The sequence below is a fragment of the Erythrobacter sp. R86502 genome (genome assembly GCF_042466465.1).
GTDB lineage: Bacteria > Pseudomonadota > Alphaproteobacteria > Sphingomonadales > Sphingomonadaceae > Erythrobacter.
The window spans coordinates 2348828-2365544 of the sequence record NZ_JAXHCJ010000001.1; the positions used below are offsets into that span (position 1 = coordinate 2348828).

Sequence of the window (16717 nt, forward strand, 5' to 3'; positions counted from 1 at the left end):
CGGTCCATGCTGATGACCCCATCCGACAAGGCCGCCAAACTTTATTACGGCGCGTCCAGTTTCCGCGTTCTGCGCCCGGGAAGCCATGTGCTTTGCGCAGTTACCGGCGAAGTGATCCCGCTGCCCGAACTGCGGTACTGGAGCGCGGATCTGCAGGAAGCCTACGCCTCGTGCGAGATCGCGACCCGCCGCCTGCTGGGCGCTGATCGCGGCTGACAAGCGCCCGCTTGGCGGTTGACCGCGCCGGCATGAACGCCGATGGCCCGGCGCGCATGCTGCGTCTCCTGCTTCTTGCGCTCGTCGCTGTGGGCCTCGCGCCCGGCACCTTCGTGCGCACCCCTGTCGGTTTGCGCAGCGATGTGGCGACGGTATCCATCACGCCGGTTGCTGATACCCGCGGCACTGCGGGCGCGCTGCGGTTGACGGGTGTATGGGAATTGCGGTCACGGCACGGCTGGTTCGGCGGCTTTTCGGCGCTGGTGGCAGGGAATCGCGGATCGGCGCTGGCCGCAAGCGACCGTGGCTGGCTGCTCGATCTTGATCTTTCCGGCGATCGCCCCCGCGCCGTTCCGGGCAGTTTCCGCCCCGTCAATAACCGCAGCCGCGGACGCAAGGAGGTGGTCGATCTGGAATCGCTGGCGCGCGACCCCGCCACAGGCACAGTGTGGGGCGCGTTCGAAAATGACAATCTGATCACCCGATTTACCATCGATGGCACGCGCCGGACGCGGGCCCCTGCCGAAATGGCCCGATGGAGCATCAACAGCGGCCCCGAAACCTTTACTCGGCTGGGCGACGGGCGCTTTCTCATCATCGCCGAAGGCACGATGGCGGGCAGCGTCACCGCGCATGACGCGTTGCTGTTCGCCCGCGATCCGGTGGAAGCCGGAAAGCCGCTGCGGTTCCGGTTCATCGCGCCCGAAGGGTTCGATCCGGTCGATGCCACCGCACTGCCCGATGGCCGTGTGATGATTCTGCTGCGCCGCTATGCCCTGGCAATTCCTCCGCCGTTCGACACCGCGATTGCGATTGCCGATCCGCGCGCGATTCGCGCCGGTGCCAATTGGCGGGTGCGAGTGATCCAGCGGCTCACCGGCGGCGCGCTGGCAGATAATTTCGAAGGGCTGGCCTACGCCGCGTCACCCCAAGATCCCGCCCGCGGGAGCCTGTGGCTGATTTCGGACAACAATTTTTCGATCTTCCAGCGCAGCCTGCTGGTGCGGTTCGACTGGGATGCCGATACCGTGGCCATGGGCCGGTAAGGCTCTATCCCGCACACGCGAAAAAGCGCCCGGGACAGCCCGAGCGCTTTTTTCCGTTCGCATCCATCCCGCAGGACAGCGCGGCGATCAGGCGGCGGCTTGCGCCTTGGCCAGTTCGCGCTTCACCTTCAGCGCGTTGGTCGACAGCTTCTCGTCGCTGGTCTTCATCAGCCAGTTGTCGAGACCGCCATTATGTTCAACCGAACGCAGGCCGTGGGTCGAAACGCGGAACTTGAAGCTCCGATCGAGCTTTTCGCTCATCAGCGTGACGTTCTGCAGGTTGGGCAGAAACACGCGCTTGGTCTTGTTGTTGGCGTGGCTGACATTATGGCCAGTCATGCGACCCTTGCCGGTCAGTTCGCAGATGCGCGACATGGTGGTTCTCTTCTCGTAAGGTTCGTGTCTAATCCGGGAAAGCGGCGCGCATAACGGGCAAGGTCCGAATCGTCAAGCAACTAGCAGGTTCGGAAGCATTGCGCTCAATTTGGCGCGCATAAGGCTCCTTTCGTCGCAGTCTGGCGCGTTTGGTGGAACATGACTTGCCTGATTCGACCTCTACCCTCCACAACCCGGGCTTGGGGGCATATTCGTGCCGGGCCCACAGGAGAAAATCATGAAGCGCATTATCGCCACCACGTTCACCGCAGCCCTGGCCCTGGGGCTTGCCGCATGCGATGTTGATCAGACGCAGGAAGGCGACATGCCTGAAGTTCAGGTCGAAGGCGGCGCGCTGCCAGAATTCGATGTTGAAACCGCTGACGTCGATGTCGGCACCAAGGAAACCACGGTTGAAGTTCCCGATGTCAACATCACCATGCCCGGCGATGCCGAAGGCGAACCTGTCACCGGCGACGAATAAGACTTTACCATCTTTACGCTGCGGGCGCGGTGCATGATCGAAGCGAGCTTTCGTGGTTTCATGCCCCGCGCCCTTTCGCTTGCCCGCGCTGCTGCGCAGGCTGGCGAAGTGCCGATTGGCGCGGTTATCGTGCGCGACGGCGTGATCATCGCCGAAGCGCACAACAGCCCGCGCACCGATCATGACCCCACTGCCCATGCCGAAATCGTGGCGATCCGCCGTGCGGCCAAGGCATTGGGGGATGAACGGCTGACGGGCTGCGAATTGTGGGTCACGCTGGAACCTTGCGCGATGTGCGCAGGTGCCATCGCGCACGCCCGCATTGCGCGTGTCTATTACGCGGCGAGCGATCCCAAAGGCGGCGCGGTCGAACATGGGGCGCGGGTGTTCGCGCAGGACCAATGCCTCCACCGCCCCGACATCTACAGCGGCATCGGCGAGGCTGAGGCTGCCGATCTGCTGCAAACCTTTTTCCGCCAGCGTCGTTAAGTTGCGGCCACACTCGACTGGCATGTTGCACTGCCGGTTTCGTCGCAAACCTGACACAGCCTGACGGGGCTGCGGCAAGGGCGGCTTCAATATCTTGCAATTCGATGACGATTTTGCAAACCGTCGCGGCGTCAAGTGGGTCCTCATGCCGGGGGGCGTGGCATGGGAAGTTGAGACATAATGACGGGTTACGAAGTTACGCAGGTGCGCAAGACCACGCGGCTGAAACAGAAGCTGCGCCAGTATCTGGGGCCTTGGGGCGTCTTTTTGCAAGGCTTCATCGAACACCCTGTCATGGTTGGGTCGATCATCCCGTCATCGCGCTTTACCATCCGCAAGATGCTGGGCCCGGTTGATTGGGACAGGTGCCAGCTGTTTGTCGAATATGGCCCCGGCGTCGGCACTTTCTGCCGCCCCGTGCTGGATCGTTTGCGGCGCGATGGCATGTTGATCGTGATCGATACGAACAAGCTGTTCATTGACTATCTCAACCGTACCATCACCGACAGCCGCTTTGTCGCGGTTCATGGCTCTGCCGAAGATGTTGAAGATATCATTCGCGCACAGGGGCACCAGCAGGCCGATTACATCCTGTCGGGTCTGCCTTTCTCCACGCTGCCCGAAGGCATCGGCCCGCGGATTGCGGCAGCCACGCACCGGGCAATCCGGCCGGGCGGTGCCTTCCTGACCTACCAGTTCAGCAAATCGGCGCAGGACCTGACCGCGCAGCATTTTACTCGCGTCGATAGCGGGTTCGAATGGCTGAACATCCTGCCCTGCCGGCTTGCATGGGGTTGGAAATCGGAAAACTGATGCGGCCGCGGCGAACCTTGCCCGCAGCCTAAAGCCCGCGCCAGATCTTAACCGGGGCATCATCCCTGGCACCATAACGCGACGGCGTACAGCGCGCCGGGCGGAAGGTTTGCGAATAGCACAGGCGGATCTCCTCCAGCCATCCGCGCGCGTTCAACTTCACGCCGATCGCCTCTTCGCGCCAGCCCGGGTTCGCATCGACAAGCGCCGCCCGCACCCGCCCTGCGGTCAGAGCGTCTTCGCGGCTGATGCGGTCGTAATCGGGCAGACGCAGACCGCCGCGCAGGATGCGGATCACCTTGAGATAGCTAGCCGGACGTTTCACCATGCAGCTGCCATGCTTGGCCCACTGGCGGGCGATCAGCCGTTCGGACGGCGACAGGCACATGTTGGCGCGCATCACCGCCGGGGTCAGCGCGGTTCGGGCTTCGCACCACTGCGGCCAGCTTTGCCCGCTTTCGGGCCACAATCCGTGGACGACCAGACCAAAGCTGCCGTTGCGGCCCGAACATTGCAGCGCATGGCTTGGCTGATCGGAGCGCGGCTTGCAGAATTCGGGGCTCCAGCTCAGGGCCAGCGTGTAGCCGTTGATCGGCATCTGGCGGCGCGGACCATCGGGCATGACCTTGGGCACGCTGGCGATCTGCGGCATGCGGCACTGGTACGCCTGCGCGCTGGCGGCGCCGGGCAGGATCAGCGCCAATGCGGCGATCAGGCTATTCAAACACCTCAGCTTTGTTCTCCCCCTTCTGCGCAAACCAGCGGTTGCTTGCCGGAGTGAACAGCATGGCCACCGCCAGCATCCCCAGCACCAGCGCGGTCAGCCATGCAGTATCGATCGCACCCCCGGCTGCAATCGCACGCACCCCTTCCGGCAGATTGAGCAGCTTGCCCAGTGCCAGCACCGTCACCATCCACCGCGCAAAGCGGACCGCGGCCAGCCACACCATCGCCACCGGGATCAGCGCGATCGACAGCCGCGCGCTGAGTGTCACGATCACCGCGTCACGCGACCAGGCGACACCGGGCAGATCGGCCCGCAACATCGCCTGCATCGCCGGAATATCGCCGATCCCATCAAGAAACGCGATCAGCGCCGCTGCAATGAAGGCGGCGGCGAACAGATTGATGCTCAGCGGCCGGGACCGCGACAGCGGGATCATAGCGGCTTGAAATCCAGCCCGATATCGGCCGCAGGGGCGCTTTGTGTCAGGCGGCCGACCGAAATGTAGTCGACCCCGCTCCCCGCCTTGGCGGCGATGGTATCGAGATTGACGCCCCCGCTCGCCTCGGTCGGCACGCGGCCTGCGACGATTTGCACCGCTTGCGTGAGGGTAGCGGGGTCCATGTTGTCGAGCAGCAGGTGATGCGCGCCTGCCGCCAGCGCAGGTTCGATCTGGTCGAGATTGTCGACCTCGCAGATGATCCGCGTCACCCCGGCATCACGCGCGCAGCGCACCGCTTCGCCCACCGAACCGGCCACGGCAACATGATTGTCCTTGATCATCGCCGCGTCCCACAACCCCATGCGGTGGTTCTGCGCGCCGCCCTGCCGGGTGGCGTATTTCTCAAGGAAGCGCAGGCCGGGAATGGTCTTGCGCGTGTCGAGCAGGGTGCAAGCCGGATTGCCATCCGGCCCGCGCATCGCGGTGACATAGGCCTGCGTCATCGTGGCGATGCCCGACAGGTGCTGAACGATGTTGAGCGCGCTGCGCTCGGCGGTGAGAAGCGCGCGGGCGCTGCCTTCAAGGCGCATCAGATCGGTGCCCGCGGAGACGGCGTCGCCATCGCGCACGAGCGGTTCGATCACGCATTCGGGATCGAGATGGCGAAAGAACGCCTCGGCCAGCGGAAGGCCCGCGACGACGATCTTATCGCGGCTGTCCATCACCCCGGTGAAGCGCGCATCGGCGGGGATCACGCTTTCGCTGGTGACATCCCGCCCGCCGCCGGGGAGGCCCTCACCGAGGTCTTCGGCGAGGGTTTCGCGGATGAATTTGGCAAGGTCGAAGCCGGGGAGGGTGAAAGCGGTCATGGGCTCTCATTAAACGGTCGCAAGGCGACCGCAAGGGCGACCGCCCGACAGCAGCGGGCGCAGCTTTGCTGCACGTCTATCGAGGACGAGCCCGCGGAGGCGGGCTCGTCCTCAAAGTCGCATCAATGAACGAAGCGCGCCACCACATCCCTGTAAGACCGCGAAACCTTCACCTCGGCGCCGCTGTCCAGCACCAGGAAGCATTCGCCATTGGTGTGGGGCTTCACCTGCCGCACCAGATCGAGGTTGACGATAGTCGAGCGGTGGACGCGCTGGAACTTGCGCGGATCAAGGCGGCGTTCCAGATCCTTCATTGTCTCGCGCAGCACCAGCGAATTGTCGCCGGTGGAGATGATCATGTAATCGCCCGCAGCCTCGATATGCTCGATCGTGTCGACTTCGACGCGGAAGATCTGTCCGCGATCCTTGACGTTGATTAGCTTTTCGAAGCGATCGGCGTTTTCGGCATTGGGCGCGGTGGTTTCGACGAAGTCCGCTGCGCGATCGGGCGCGATTTCCGACAGCACGTCAAGCAGCTGCCCTGCATCTTCGGCCGATTTCTTTTCCGCCAGACGCTGGCGTACGCGTTCGATGGTGTCGGCCAGCTTCTGTTCGTCCACCGGCTTCATCAGATAATTCACCGCATTGGCTTCGAATGCGCGGATCGCGTGTTCTTCGTAGGCGGTGACGAAGACGAACAGCGGCGGCTCGATTTCCATCACGCCCTTAACCACGCTGAAGCCGTCAAAGCCAGGCATCTGGATGTCGAGAAACACCAGATCGGGCTTTTCGGTCTTGATCTTGCGGATCGCTTCGCGGCCGTTGGCGCAGGTGTCGATGATTTCGACATCCTCAAACGCCTGAAGCCGCAGTTGCAGGCCCTGAATGGCAAGTTTCTCGTCATCGACAAGAATGGTTCTGATGGTCATGCGGGATTTCCGATCGTACGTTGCGGGGGGTTCAACGGGACGATGTTGCCGAATGTTCCATCAACCAAGGCGCCGGGGGGGCGTGATGCTGACGGAACGATTTCGGGATCATCGGCCCGGGTGAAGGGGATTTCGATCAATACGGTAAAGCCGCCCCCAGCTTCCGAACGGGTTTCAAACAGGTGCGTGTCGCCATAGGCCTGCGCCAGACGATTGCGAATATTGGCAAGACCGACACCGGTCGAAACCGGGCGGCCGGGTGCGGGCGTGCCCGAAGAATTGGCGGCCACACGCGCAAGAAAACGCTGCATATCCTCGATCCCCGGCCCGGTATCTTCGACCGTCAGCCGCAACCGATCGCCCAGCACCCGCGCCGTAAGCGAAATGCGCGCGCCTTCTTCCTGCGGGCTGACAGCGTATTTGATCGCATTTTCAACCAATGGTTGCAGCAACATCGCAGGAAGCTGCGCATCAAGCGCGGCATCGTCGATTTCGAAATGGGTGCGCAGCCGTTCTTCAAACCGCATCCGTTCGATGTCGAGATAAAGTTGCAGCGTTTCCACTTCCTGCGCCAAACTGACCTGGCTGCCCGGTTCGGCAATCAGCGTGTGACGCAGGAACCCCGACAGCCGCGTCAGCATCGCATTGGCAGGTTCAGTCTGTTTGAGCAGCACAAGCGTGCTGATCGAATTGAGCGTATTGAACAGGAAGTGCGGGTTAAGCTGATAGCGCAGCATCGCCAGCTGCGCAGCGGTTGCCTGCGCTTCTAGCCGTTCCAGACGGTCGGCCTGCTGTTCGACGGTCAGGAAGAAGTTGATCGCGTAATACAGCGCGCTCCATCCGCCCAGCAATGTCAGCGGCAGATACAGCAACCCGATCAGCCGCTGCGCAAAGGTGGTGTCACGGCTGCCTGCGTAATAAACGCCCTGCACCCAGGCATCGATCGATGCATGCATCATCACGGCCACAAACAGCACCACCGTGGTCAGCCCCCACGTAACAAGCGGCGACTGGTGGATGAGCCTGCGATAGACGACCGACAGGATCAGGCTGATCGAAAAGCCGGTGATCGTCGTCACCAGAATCAGCGCCAGAATGTCGAGCGATTGCTGGTTTGCCAGCGCCGATACCGCACGCAGCAGGAATGCCGCGCCCCAGCCTGCCAACTGGAGGTTCCAGAACGCCCGGTTCTTGCTGGCGAAGAACGGCGCCGCCTGTATCTGGAGCACTGCCATAGCCGGTCAGGTCTAACGCATTTCGTCGCAAACCGCACCGCAAATCGGCCGCACCGGCGCTAACCTGCAACGGTTCGGCGCAATCATCAGCGTCCGGCCTTTGGTGCAAGCCCGCCAGCAGGGTCGATCTCGCGGCGGAAATGCACCCGCCAGTCGGCCTGCCCTTCGCGTGCGATCAGCGCGGCCACCTGCGGCACTTCGGCGGCCATTGCAGCGGCGCGTTCATCCCAGCCTTCATGATTGCGGCGAAACCGCAAGCCGCCATCATGCGCGGTCCCCCAGCGGTTCATGAATTCAACCGCGGCGGCCGGATCATAGCCGGCGTTGGCGAGCAGCCAGGGTGCCAGCCGATCAGCCTCGCGCTCGATCCGGCGCACGCGCTTGGGCTTGCGGCCGTTGCGATCCAGCCAGGCATCATGGCCCAGCACATTGTGCGCCAGTTCATGCGCCACCAACGCGGCAAACACCGGTTCATCACGGTAGGCAAAGGCGGGAAATTCAATCCCGATCACCACCCGCGCCCCATCGGCCACCGCAGTATCGCCCGCGCCCATCAGTTCAAACCGCGTCGCGCATGTGTCCACCGGCACCAGCCGCGCTTCGCTGCCGTCGGCAAAACCGATGGCGATCCCGCCGTGTTCGGCCAGCATCGCTTCGACATGATCATGGCTGCGCGCCAGCCGCCGCCAGTCCATCGCCGGGCCTGCGGGCCATTGGTTAGGGTCAAACCTTTCCAGACGCACGATCTCGCGGTTGCGGGTAAAGGCGCCCGACAGCGCGGCGGGCGAACCACGCGCGGCGGTCTGCACCGCAAAATCGCCCGTCAGTCCCAGCGCGGCGCGAGCAATGGCGGGGTCGCCGTAGCTTGCCATGTCCTGCAATTGCAGGCCGACCGAAGGCACCACATGCGGGCAGAAGGCTGCGTTGCTGCGGGCCAGATGCCATCCCACATCCTGCAACCGCTGATCGGCATCCTGATAGCGTGCGATTGCCGCGCGTTCTGCCGCGAAGTCAACGGGCGCGCCTGCGGTATCGGCCTGCGCTGACAGCGGTGCAGCAAGCAGCAACCCTGTCCCCCACAACGCCCGCATGGCGTGCATCAGCCCGCCTTTTGCGGCGCAGCCTGAAGCGCTGCCTTCAGCTTTTCGTATCCGACCGCGCCGCCAATGGGCGCATCGCCCGCAATCCATGCGGGCGTGCCGTTAAAGCCCAGCGACTGCGCAAAATCGAGATTGCGCGCGATTTCGGTGGAGACAGCGTCTGATGCCGCGTCACGCCGGGCCCGCGCCATATCCAGCCCGGCGGCCCTGGCGGCGGCGTCAACATCGCCGGTTGCAAACATCGCTTCGTGAAAGGCGCGGTATTTGCCCTGCAAACCGGCGGCCAGCGCCATGCGCGATGCGACGTCACTGCCTTCGAATATTGGCCATTCGCGGATGACGACCTTCAGATCGGGATCTTCGGCCACCAGCCGCTTCACGTCCTTCAGACTGGCTTCGCAATAGGGGCAATTGTAATCGGTAAATTCGACCAGCACCGTGCTGCCGTTGGGGTTGCCAAGCACCACGCCGGGAAAGGGTTCACGCACTGCGCCGCCCATCTGCGTCAGCCGCTTGGCCGATTCCTGTTCTTCGAAGGCCTGCGCCATTTGCGGCAGCAGATCGGGGTTGGCGAGCAGGTAGGCGCGGGTGTGGCGGTCGCCCAGCCCCGAATACGACCACAGCGCCGCACCCAGAAAGCCGAACAGCAGCGCCATCAGCGCTGTCAGCACGGTTGCTGTCAGCGTGCGGGGCGCAGGCGCGCGATCGGAGGCAGGCGGCAGGGAGGACATGGGGGAGGGGTTCCGTCGATAAGCGGGTAAAGTCGCGCCAGCCTAGCGCCGGTCGCGCAGTCGTTCCAGTTCGGCGCGCGCTTCCAATGCAACATCCTGTGCGCGGATCCAGTCGGGCGAACCATAGGGCAGATAGGCTTCGGCAGCCTGCGCATTGGCCAGCGCCTGAGGATACAGCCGGTTCATCACCTGCTGTTCCGCGCTTGCCAACCGGGCGCGGGGAATATCGCCGCGTGCTTCGTACACCACGCCCAGCTGATACCAGGCGAAGGGGTTGTAGCGATCCTTTTGCACCGATGCGCGCAGCACCTGTTCAGCCTCGGCGAAATAGCTCTGATCTTCGGTCGCGATCAGCGCATGGCCCAGCATCCCGGCAATCAGCGGATTGGCACGGGTCAGCTCGGTCGCCCTGCGCAGCGGCACCAGCGAATCGACCGGGCGGCCTGATTCAAGCAGCACCTGCCCCTTGAGTTCGAGAAACCACGGATTGTCGGGCTCTGCCGCCAGCAAGGCTTCGGTTTCGGCCAGCGCCAGTTCGACCCGCGCTTCCTTGTGATAGGCATAGGCGCGGGCATAGCGCGCCGGGATGCTCGTATCACTGGGCGGAAACGCGTTGAAGGTGCGCTGCGGTTCGGCGAGGTATCCGAACAGCTTGGCTCTCACCCGTTCAAACCGGATCTGCAACGCAGGATCGGGCGGAACGTCCCATGCCGGGTCCTGATCGAGCAGGCCGCGCAGCATCTGGATACGATCGCCGGACAGCGGGTGTGTGCGGGCATAGGCAGCTTCATCGGCCTGGCTGTAACCAGCGCGGATTTCATTGCCGCGCAGCCGTTCGAAGAACGTGATCATGCCCTTGCCGGTGATCCCCGCCCCGGAAAGATAGCGCACGCCGGCAAGATCGGTGGCGGCTTCCTGATCGCGATTGAATGACAGGAAACTTCCCGCGGCAACCTGCTGCCCTGCCGCAATGACACCCATTGCCGCCTCGCCCGCCCCGGCCAGCGCCGCGCCGACACCCAGCAGCAGCGACAGGATCGAAATATTGGTCGCCTGTTTGGTGCGTTCGTCAAAGCGCACTGCATGGCCTGCGGTGATGTGCCCCAGTTCGTGGGCCAGCACGCCTTGCACTTCGATCGCGGTTTCCGCTTCGCCCAGCAGGCCCGAATGGACATAGATCGCCTGCCCGCCCGCAACAAAGGCGTTGATCGATCCATCGTTGATGAGGACGACATCGACGTTGCGCGATTCAAGCTCGCTCGCTTCGACCAGCGGGGCCGCCATGTCCCGCAGCAGTTCTTCGGTTTCGGCGTCGCGCAGGATCGACTGCGCGCGAACCGGCTGTAACGCCAGCGCCGCACTCGCCAGTACCGCAAGGCAATATGCCTGGATATGTGAGCGAGCGCGCATGGCGCCAACCCTACCGGATTGGTGCCTGAACGCAAACTGAAGACCGCCGCGTTTCGCCCTGCGTCAGCCGAACAGTTTGCGTGCAGCGCGTTCGATCAGCGCGACGTCTTCGGGCACTTCGGCAAGGATTTCCGCGCAGCCGATTTCGTCACGGCGGATCAGCACCAGCGCGAATTCCGATCCGGCGCCATCAAGTTCTTCCAGCGTGATCGCTTCGAGTTCGCGCAGCTGCTGTGCCAATGCTTCGCGCACGGCTGCGGCATCTTCAACCGGCTTGCCCTGCTCTTCGCGGCGCAGACGGCGTTCGGCCTTCACCACCGCCTTGATGCCGCCGTCCACTTCGAACAGGAAGCGGGCCAGCGCGCCGCGGTCCAGCCGCAGGCGGTGGGCATGGGTCAGCACCGCGGCATATTCGGTCAGCCGGGTCTTGTCGTAATCATGCCCGAACACCAGCTTGACCACCGGCGTCATCGGCGCACGGTCCTGCACCGTCAGACCGCTATCGGCGATCAGTTCGGCGTAGTCATCGGGCGATCCCTGCGCAGCGATCGAAAAGTCGTAAGCGCGGCTGACAGCAGCATAAAGCGCGGTGCGGCTGCGATCTTCGGTGCTGTCTGCGGCGCGGGCCAGTTCGCGAGCGGCGGCAAGGCAATCATACAAACCGGCATCAACGGGCAGTTCGTCATCGATGGGCAGTTCGTCATCGAAGTGATCGTCAACGACATCCGCAATCTCCGCAACCGGATCGGCTTCGGGCGCTGCGGTGATTTCGGCGACGGGTTCGGGTTCGGGTTCGGGTTCGGGTTCAGGTTCAAGTTCGGGTTCGGGCGCGGGCGCCGTTTCGGCTAGGGGCGTAATCTCGGGTTCGGGTTCGAAATCGGATTCCGGTTCAGGCAGGAAGGCCGCTTCAGGCACAACATCGATGCTGGCGTGGGTGTCTCCGTCAACCGGTTCGGCTTCGGCAGGGTCTTCGGGCATCGGTTCCAGCCCGGTCAGATCGATCGCCTTCTTGGTGGGCGCTTCGATATAGTCGGCCAGCGACGCGAAGCTGTAACCGGCCAGATCGCCGTCATCCTCGCCTTCGTCCTCGTCATATTCCTCATCATCGCCGTCCAGAGTGAACTGGCTGAAATCGGGCATGGCGATACTGACCTGATATCCGCCGCCCAGCGCCGACATCCCGGCAAAATCATCGGCGTCGTCAGCGGAAAATTCCGCCGTGATGCCAAGGTCCGTGCTGTCGGCATCTTCATGCGCGGGCGAATCGGCCCAGTCCGTCATCGGATCGGCCGCACGCACACCCGGTTCACTGACGACTTCAAGGTCTGCGCCAAGTTCCAGGGCCTGATCGATTTCGAGCAGCAGTTCGTCAGCGGTCAGCTGATCGGCCACTTCCTTCCAGTTGATGACGCCGTAGATGTAATCGATCGCGGTCTCGTCGCTGGAATAGGGCAACAGGATGCCGCGATACAGAATGGCGGTTCCGGCGTGGTTGACGAATTCCGCCTCAAACCCGATCGGCGCCTGGTTGGCGAGGATCTGCATGTAATGATCGGTGATGCGGCTCAACAAGGAGCGCGGCGGCACATCGGCAAGGCGTGTGATGACGCCGGTGGCGCCGCATTCCTGCGCCAATCGCGCACCCAGAAAGCAGACTGCCGGGTTGTCGATCCCGTTACTGAAATCAAGCAGAACCGAATGCGGGCCGAAATCGGGCTGGCTGGCAGGATCAAGGTCGGTGATGTTAGGGAACATGCGTTCCCCCAGCAGGCTGGCCCAGTGGTTGTAGGCCCGCACCTGCATCCGCCGTTCGTCCTGTCCGATCGCGGCGGGCGGCACATCGCGGCGCTGCGATGAGTCGAACCCGGTATCGTCATCGGGAGCGTCCCAGTCCCGATTCGCGGTCGCGTCGGGATCAAAGGTGCCGCGCAGAGTGTCCATCGCCGTAATCCGCCCCTTGGTGTACCTGTTCCTGACCGGTTCTGGCGGGGCGTGGTAAACATCTCGTTAAACGACCCCTAATGCACGCAAGGTCGCTGTTCGGGCTTAGAGGAAATACCGCATCTTGATGGTCACGTGATGGCTGCCTTCGCCTTGCGTGAAAACGGCGTCGCTGAACTTGGGCGGTGCCATGTGGACAGGCGCATCGCGGGAAAACCCATATCCTTCCCGCGGCATCATCCCCATCGAACGATCAGCCTTGCCATTGTCGTTTTCGTCATGGAGCAGCGCGATGGCGTATTGACCGGGCTTGACCCCGGTGAAGCGGATTTCAACCTTGCCGTTTGCAGGCACTGCGGTGCGATGCGCGGTCGGGTCCTTGATACATTTGGGAAAGACATCGGCGCGGGCGGTCATGCAGGCGCGCACCACGCCGTGTTCGGAACGCAGATTGGTGACGGTGATGACAACCTCGCCCGCCTTTGCCGGCGCCGCAGGCACAGCCGCGCCCGCACCGGCGGCAAACAGGGCAAGCCCCAATGTAGCCGCCTTCACCGGGGCGCCGCCGATGATGCGTGCCCCGCTTCTGCGACAATTCGCCGCGACAGCCCCTTGTCGGTTCCGCAAAGCCGATCCCATAGCCGGAAATATAGCCCGAAATTGCATCTGTATTCCTCGTGGTGGCGCTCGTGATGGCTGGCCGTTATCAGCCATTGTCCCAACGCTGAGTGAACAAGCCACCGCGGAAACATCTCCCACCCCATGTGATTGGTCACGCCCATCACCGTTGCAATCGTCAACACCAGTGCAAGCGTGGCGATATGGATCGGCACCAGGAACACCAGCACCGGCACCACCACCGCGCCTGTCACCGCTTCGATCGGATGAAAGCTCATCGCGGTCCAGGCCGTCGGCGGGCGGCTGTCATGATGCACCGCATGCGCCAGCCGGAACCACTTGGGCCGGTGCATCCAGCGGTGGCTCCAGTAAAAGCAGGTATCCTGCACAAACAGATAGATCAGCAGCGATAGCGGGTGATACCACAAGGGCAGGCTTGCCCAATCGTCGGTGATCGCGGTCCAGCCGCGATGCTGCCAGCCCCACAGCACGATCCCGGCAGGCACCCCGTAAATGGCCGCCGACAACAGCGACCAGCGCACCTCGCGCCCGATCTGCGCCGATTTTCCCGCATATAGTCCCGGCCTGACCCGTGACGTGGCAAAAGCGAACAGCCCGCTGGTCAGAACATACCGCAGCGCCACAATCAACGTGACCGCGATGCTGACAAACAGCAGGGCAAGCGGAACGGGGGTGTTGGCTGGAAGCATTGTCTGGGCGATATGCCGCAAATCAAAGCCCCGTGACAGGGCAAAGTCGTGCCGGGTTACGCCAGCGTGTCGGGCGCGGTGCACAGCGGATCGCGCATCGCCATGTAGCGCCGCATCGCGATCCGGGCGAGATGTTCGACCTGCGTCTTGCGCCGCGCAGCAGCCAGCGGCGCAAAGGCGGCCGGGCGCACGATTTCGGCATCGTACCCATCCGCCACGATCACACCGCAGCTTTCCGGGCGATAGGCATCGCTTTCAAGCGGCGCCCGGTCCAGCCCCGGCGGCAGGCCCCAATAGAACCTGTCACAATAATCGAGATAGTCGGGCCATTTGGCATCACCCAGCAGATCTGCCCGCGCCACCTTGATCTCGACGATAACAACCAGCCCTTTGGCATCGATACCCATCAGATCGGCGCGGCGCCCGTTCTTCAGCGGCACTTCGGAAAGGCACCAGATATTGTTGCGCGCAAACAGGCGTCCGATCCCGCGGGCGACATCACAAGCCGCCAGCGCAGGGGCAAGGGACGAATCAGCGATAGAAAGCGGTGCGCCAGTCATGCGCCGTCGATGGAACGAAAGCGGAACGCCGTCAAGATGTCGTTATGGCCGCGATTCTGGCGCAAGCACGGCGACCATCGCGGCCCGCGCTGCGTGAAATTCGCGCCACAAAACCAGCGCAGGTGCAGCGGTATCCTGTCCCCGGCGGGTAAGAGTGCTCAGCGCGCTCAGCCCGGTATCTAGCATCGCCGCACAATCGGCGACCGTCTGCGCCACCAGCGCCCGCTGCCAGGGCTGCGAACGCGCAATCAGCGCCCCAAGCTCGCCTGCGATCTCCACGGGTTCCGGCGCGATTCGCGCCAGCAGCGCCAGTCCCGCGGCCTGTCCGTGCAAGGCAATCAATGCCTCGGCCAGAACCTCGGGCGCGGGATCGTCTGCACCGCGGCAGGCGGTCTGCAAGAGAATCGTCTCGGGCGGAAAGTTGGCCATGGGGCAAAGCCTAGGCGGGCGTCCTTGCCGATTGGTTAAGCCCACCCGTGGCGATCCTGCGGTCAATTGCAGCGACCCGCACCGCGCCCGAACAATTGTGTGGCGCCGCACGCAGCCTCTTGCTAAGCGCCGCGCCGCACGCAAAGATGCGTCACGCCGCAGGCACCCGTAGCTCAGCTGGATAGAGCGCTGCCCTCCGAAGGCAGAGGTCACAGGTTCGAATCCTGTCGGGTGCACCAGCTTTTTAGTGGCTTATCTGCGATTTTGAATGGCAGTTGCGATGTTTCTCCGATCATTGCATCGGGACATCCACATTCAAAATATCGCCAGCCGCCACGATGATCTGGTACAAGTCGGTGCTGCCAGAGCTTTGGTGACGACCGCGGCAGGCAATGGCGAATGGCCAGCGACTTGTATGTAATAGTCGATGACGTCTACTTCCACATTCGGCGCACGCACATCTGCGTCTGCGGTTCCATATACATCTAAGATAATTGATCGGCGGCGCGCAAGAATGATCGTGTTCCCGATTGGTTCGTTCTTGCCCCTATAATTCTTTGTCTTCACGATCGGCGAAGAATCGGTCGCATTTTGGGCCAACCCACCAACAACCATTGGTTACGCGACTTGGCACCCCCCGATATCCCCTCTAACGGGATGATAACGGGGCGCAAAACCATGTCGTGGCCGCCGCCTTATGGGGATTGAAAATGGGTTTGAGCAATTGGCGCGTCATGTTTCGCGGTATTGTAGCGTCTCTGCTACTTGCAGCCGTACCGCTGCCACTTTCGGCTTCCCGTGTTTCGCCGATGATTATCGATATGACGCCGACGGGACGTGGTTCGGTTGGACGCGTTGAACTGACCAACGATGCAAGCCGCGATATTGCCTACGAAGTGCAAATGATGCGCGGCGATATTTCGCTGACAGGTGAGCTGACGCTGACACCAGCGGACGAGCAGTTTATCGTGTTCCCACCACAAGCGCTGATTGAGGCGAACTCGCAGCAGGTTTTCCGCGTGCAATACGTAGGCGAAGAAGCGCTTGAAAATTCGCAGATTTATTATCTTGCGATTCGGCAAATACCGGTTGCCTTCGAAGAAGGGCAAAATCAGGTGCAGGTGGTTGTGAATTATAATGTCTTGGTCAATGTCGTGCCGAATGACACCAAGGCACAGCCCATCACCCGGGATGCCCGCTATATAGAACGGCAAAAACTTTCCGGAGAACCTGCTGTTGGGACGCCCGTCGAAAATGAGGCCCCCGAGGTCGCAGAATTGGAGCAGGGCATTCTGGTCGATCTCGGCAACGACGGGTCGCGTTATTTCTTTGCAGGACGCGCTAACTGGCAGATTACCGGACAAACCACCAGCGGCGAGCCTTTCGATTTGAATTTGACCCCGCGCGAGGCGGCTAAGTTTACAGGTGTTGGGGTGATCGGTCCCGGCAAGACGCGGCAGTTTTTCATTCCAACCGAAAAGCCACTTCAGTCAGAATCGATCCGCATCAGCATCGAACAGTAAGAAACCCTGTGGTAAGTCTTCAGTCTGTTTGGACGGTAAGCGTCGGCGCGATTGCTGTACTCTTGCCATCTGT

The 16717-nt window shown here is 62.5% G+C and carries 20 protein-coding genes and 1 tRNA gene; 7 read left to right on the plus strand and 14 right to left on the minus strand.

Features of this window, described 5'->3' with window-relative positions:
* Positions 1 to 6 precede the first annotated feature (6 nt).
* Both SJY33_RS11285 and SJY33_RS11290 read left to right on the plus strand, forming a co-directional pair.
* Positions 7 to 216, plus strand: coding sequence for a DUF2093 domain-containing protein (locus SJY33_RS11285; RefSeq protein ID WP_379922861.1), 210 nt, complete (start codon positions 7 to 9; stop codon positions 214 to 216).
* Between the two features lie 11 nt (positions 217 to 227).
* On the plus strand, positions 228 to 1262 hold the full coding sequence (locus SJY33_RS11290) for an esterase-like activity of phytase family protein (RefSeq protein ID WP_379922862.1): 1035 nt from the start codon (positions 228 to 230) through the stop codon (positions 1260 to 1262).
* An 87-nt stretch (positions 1263 to 1349) separates the two neighbouring features.
* Here SJY33_RS11290 and rpmB read toward each other — a convergent pair whose 3' ends face one another.
* Complete coding sequence (gene rpmB / locus SJY33_RS11295; RefSeq protein WP_379922863.1) at positions 1350 to 1637, minus strand: 50S ribosomal protein L28; 288 nt, start codon at positions 1635 to 1637, stop codon at positions 1350 to 1352.
* Between the two features lie 238 nt (positions 1638 to 1875).
* On the opposite strand from rpmB, the gene SJY33_RS11300 reads away from it, so the two are divergent.
* From SJY33_RS11300 to SJY33_RS11310, 3 genes are all read left to right on the plus strand, one after another.
* Entirely contained in the window at positions 1876 to 2121 is a 246-nt protein-coding gene (locus SJY33_RS11300; protein WP_379922864.1) for a hypothetical protein, read from the plus strand.
* A 33-nt stretch (positions 2122 to 2154) separates the two neighbouring features.
* On the plus strand, positions 2155 to 2610 hold the full coding sequence (locus tag SJY33_RS11305; RefSeq protein ID WP_379922865.1) for a nucleoside deaminase: 456 nt from the start codon (positions 2155 to 2157) through the stop codon (positions 2608 to 2610).
* A gap of 180 nt (positions 2611 to 2790) precedes the next feature.
* Positions 2791 to 3423, plus strand: coding sequence for a class I SAM-dependent methyltransferase (locus SJY33_RS11310; protein ID WP_379922866.1), 633 nt, complete (start codon positions 2791 to 2793; stop codon positions 3421 to 3423).
* 28 nt (positions 3424 to 3451) lie between these two features.
* Here SJY33_RS11310 and SJY33_RS11315 read toward each other — a convergent pair whose 3' ends face one another.
* The 13 genes from SJY33_RS11315 to SJY33_RS11375 all read right to left on the minus strand — a co-directional run bounded on the left by SJY33_RS11315 (position 3452) and on the right by SJY33_RS11375 (position 15121).
* Positions 3452 to 4147, minus strand: a complete 696-nt coding sequence (locus tag SJY33_RS11315) for a ribonuclease T (RefSeq protein ID WP_379922867.1) — start codon at positions 4145 to 4147, stop codon at positions 3452 to 3454.
* Positions 4140 to 4586, minus strand: coding sequence for a hypothetical protein (locus tag SJY33_RS11320; protein WP_379922868.1), 447 nt, complete (start codon positions 4584 to 4586; stop codon positions 4140 to 4142). Before SJY33_RS11320 ends, SJY33_RS11315 begins: the two co-directional genes overlap by 8 nt.
* Positions 4583 to 5458, minus strand: a complete 876-nt coding sequence (nadC, locus tag SJY33_RS11325; RefSeq protein WP_379922869.1) for a carboxylating nicotinate-nucleotide diphosphorylase — start codon at positions 5456 to 5458, stop codon at positions 4583 to 4585. Before nadC ends, SJY33_RS11320 begins: the two co-directional genes overlap by 4 nt.
* A 122-nt stretch (positions 5459 to 5580) precedes the next feature.
* Positions 5581 to 6387 (minus strand): LytR/AlgR family response regulator transcription factor, encoded by an 807-nt coding sequence (locus SJY33_RS11330; protein WP_379922870.1) that lies wholly within the window; start codon positions 6385 to 6387, stop codon positions 5581 to 5583.
* A complete protein-coding gene (locus tag SJY33_RS11335; protein ID WP_379922871.1) occupies positions 6384 to 7622 on the minus strand; it encodes a sensor histidine kinase in 1239 nt (412 codons plus the stop codon). Before SJY33_RS11335 ends, SJY33_RS11330 begins: the two co-directional genes overlap by 4 nt.
* 86 nt (positions 7623 to 7708) lie before the next feature.
* Positions 7709 to 8722, minus strand: coding sequence for a hypothetical protein (locus SJY33_RS11340; protein WP_379922872.1), 1014 nt, complete (start codon positions 8720 to 8722; stop codon positions 7709 to 7711).
* Positions 8722 to 9453, minus strand: a complete 732-nt coding sequence (locus tag SJY33_RS11345) for a DsbA family protein (protein ID WP_379922873.1) — start codon at positions 9451 to 9453, stop codon at positions 8722 to 8724. The genes SJY33_RS11340 and SJY33_RS11345 overlap by 1 nt, the downstream gene beginning before the upstream one ends.
* A 42-nt stretch (positions 9454 to 9495) precedes the next feature.
* Positions 9496 to 10863: a M48 family metalloprotease gene (locus SJY33_RS11350; protein ID WP_379922874.1), complete on the minus strand. Its 1368-nt coding sequence runs from the start codon at positions 10861 to 10863 to the stop codon at positions 9496 to 9498.
* Positions 10864 to 10926: 63 nt separating this feature from the next.
* Entirely contained in the window at positions 10927 to 12804 is a 1878-nt protein-coding gene (locus SJY33_RS11355; RefSeq protein ID WP_379922875.1) for a hypothetical protein, read from the minus strand.
* Positions 12805 to 12909: 105 nt separating this feature from the next.
* Positions 12910 to 13359: a DUF2141 domain-containing protein gene (locus SJY33_RS11360; protein ID WP_379922876.1), complete on the minus strand. Its 450-nt coding sequence runs from the start codon at positions 13357 to 13359 to the stop codon at positions 12910 to 12912.
* Positions 13356 to 14132 carry a sterol desaturase family protein gene (locus tag SJY33_RS11365; RefSeq protein ID WP_379923580.1) on the minus strand — a complete coding sequence of 259 codons (777 nt, stop codon included), beginning with the start codon at positions 14130 to 14132 and terminating at the stop codon, positions 13356 to 13358. The genes SJY33_RS11360 and SJY33_RS11365 overlap by 4 nt, the downstream gene beginning before the upstream one ends.
* A gap of 56 nt (positions 14133 to 14188) precedes the next feature.
* Positions 14189 to 14692 (minus strand): MmcB family DNA repair protein, encoded by a 504-nt coding sequence (locus SJY33_RS11370; RefSeq protein ID WP_379922877.1) that lies wholly within the window; start codon positions 14690 to 14692, stop codon positions 14189 to 14191.
* A 42-nt stretch (positions 14693 to 14734) separates the two neighbouring features.
* Positions 14735 to 15121, minus strand: a complete 387-nt coding sequence (locus tag SJY33_RS11375) for a hypothetical protein (protein ID WP_379922878.1) — start codon at positions 15119 to 15121, stop codon at positions 14735 to 14737.
* 162 nt (positions 15122 to 15283) lie between these two features.
* Here SJY33_RS11375 and SJY33_RS11380 point away from each other — a divergent pair.
* Both SJY33_RS11380 and SJY33_RS11385 read left to right on the plus strand, forming a co-directional pair.
* Positions 15284 to 15360 (plus strand) — tRNA-Arg (locus tag SJY33_RS11380).
* A 471-nt stretch (positions 15361 to 15831) separates the two neighbouring features.
* On the plus strand, positions 15832 to 16644 hold the full coding sequence (locus SJY33_RS11385) for a fimbria/pilus periplasmic chaperone (protein WP_379922879.1): 813 nt from the start codon (positions 15832 to 15834) through the stop codon (positions 16642 to 16644).
* Positions 16645 to 16717: the final 73 nt, after the last annotated feature.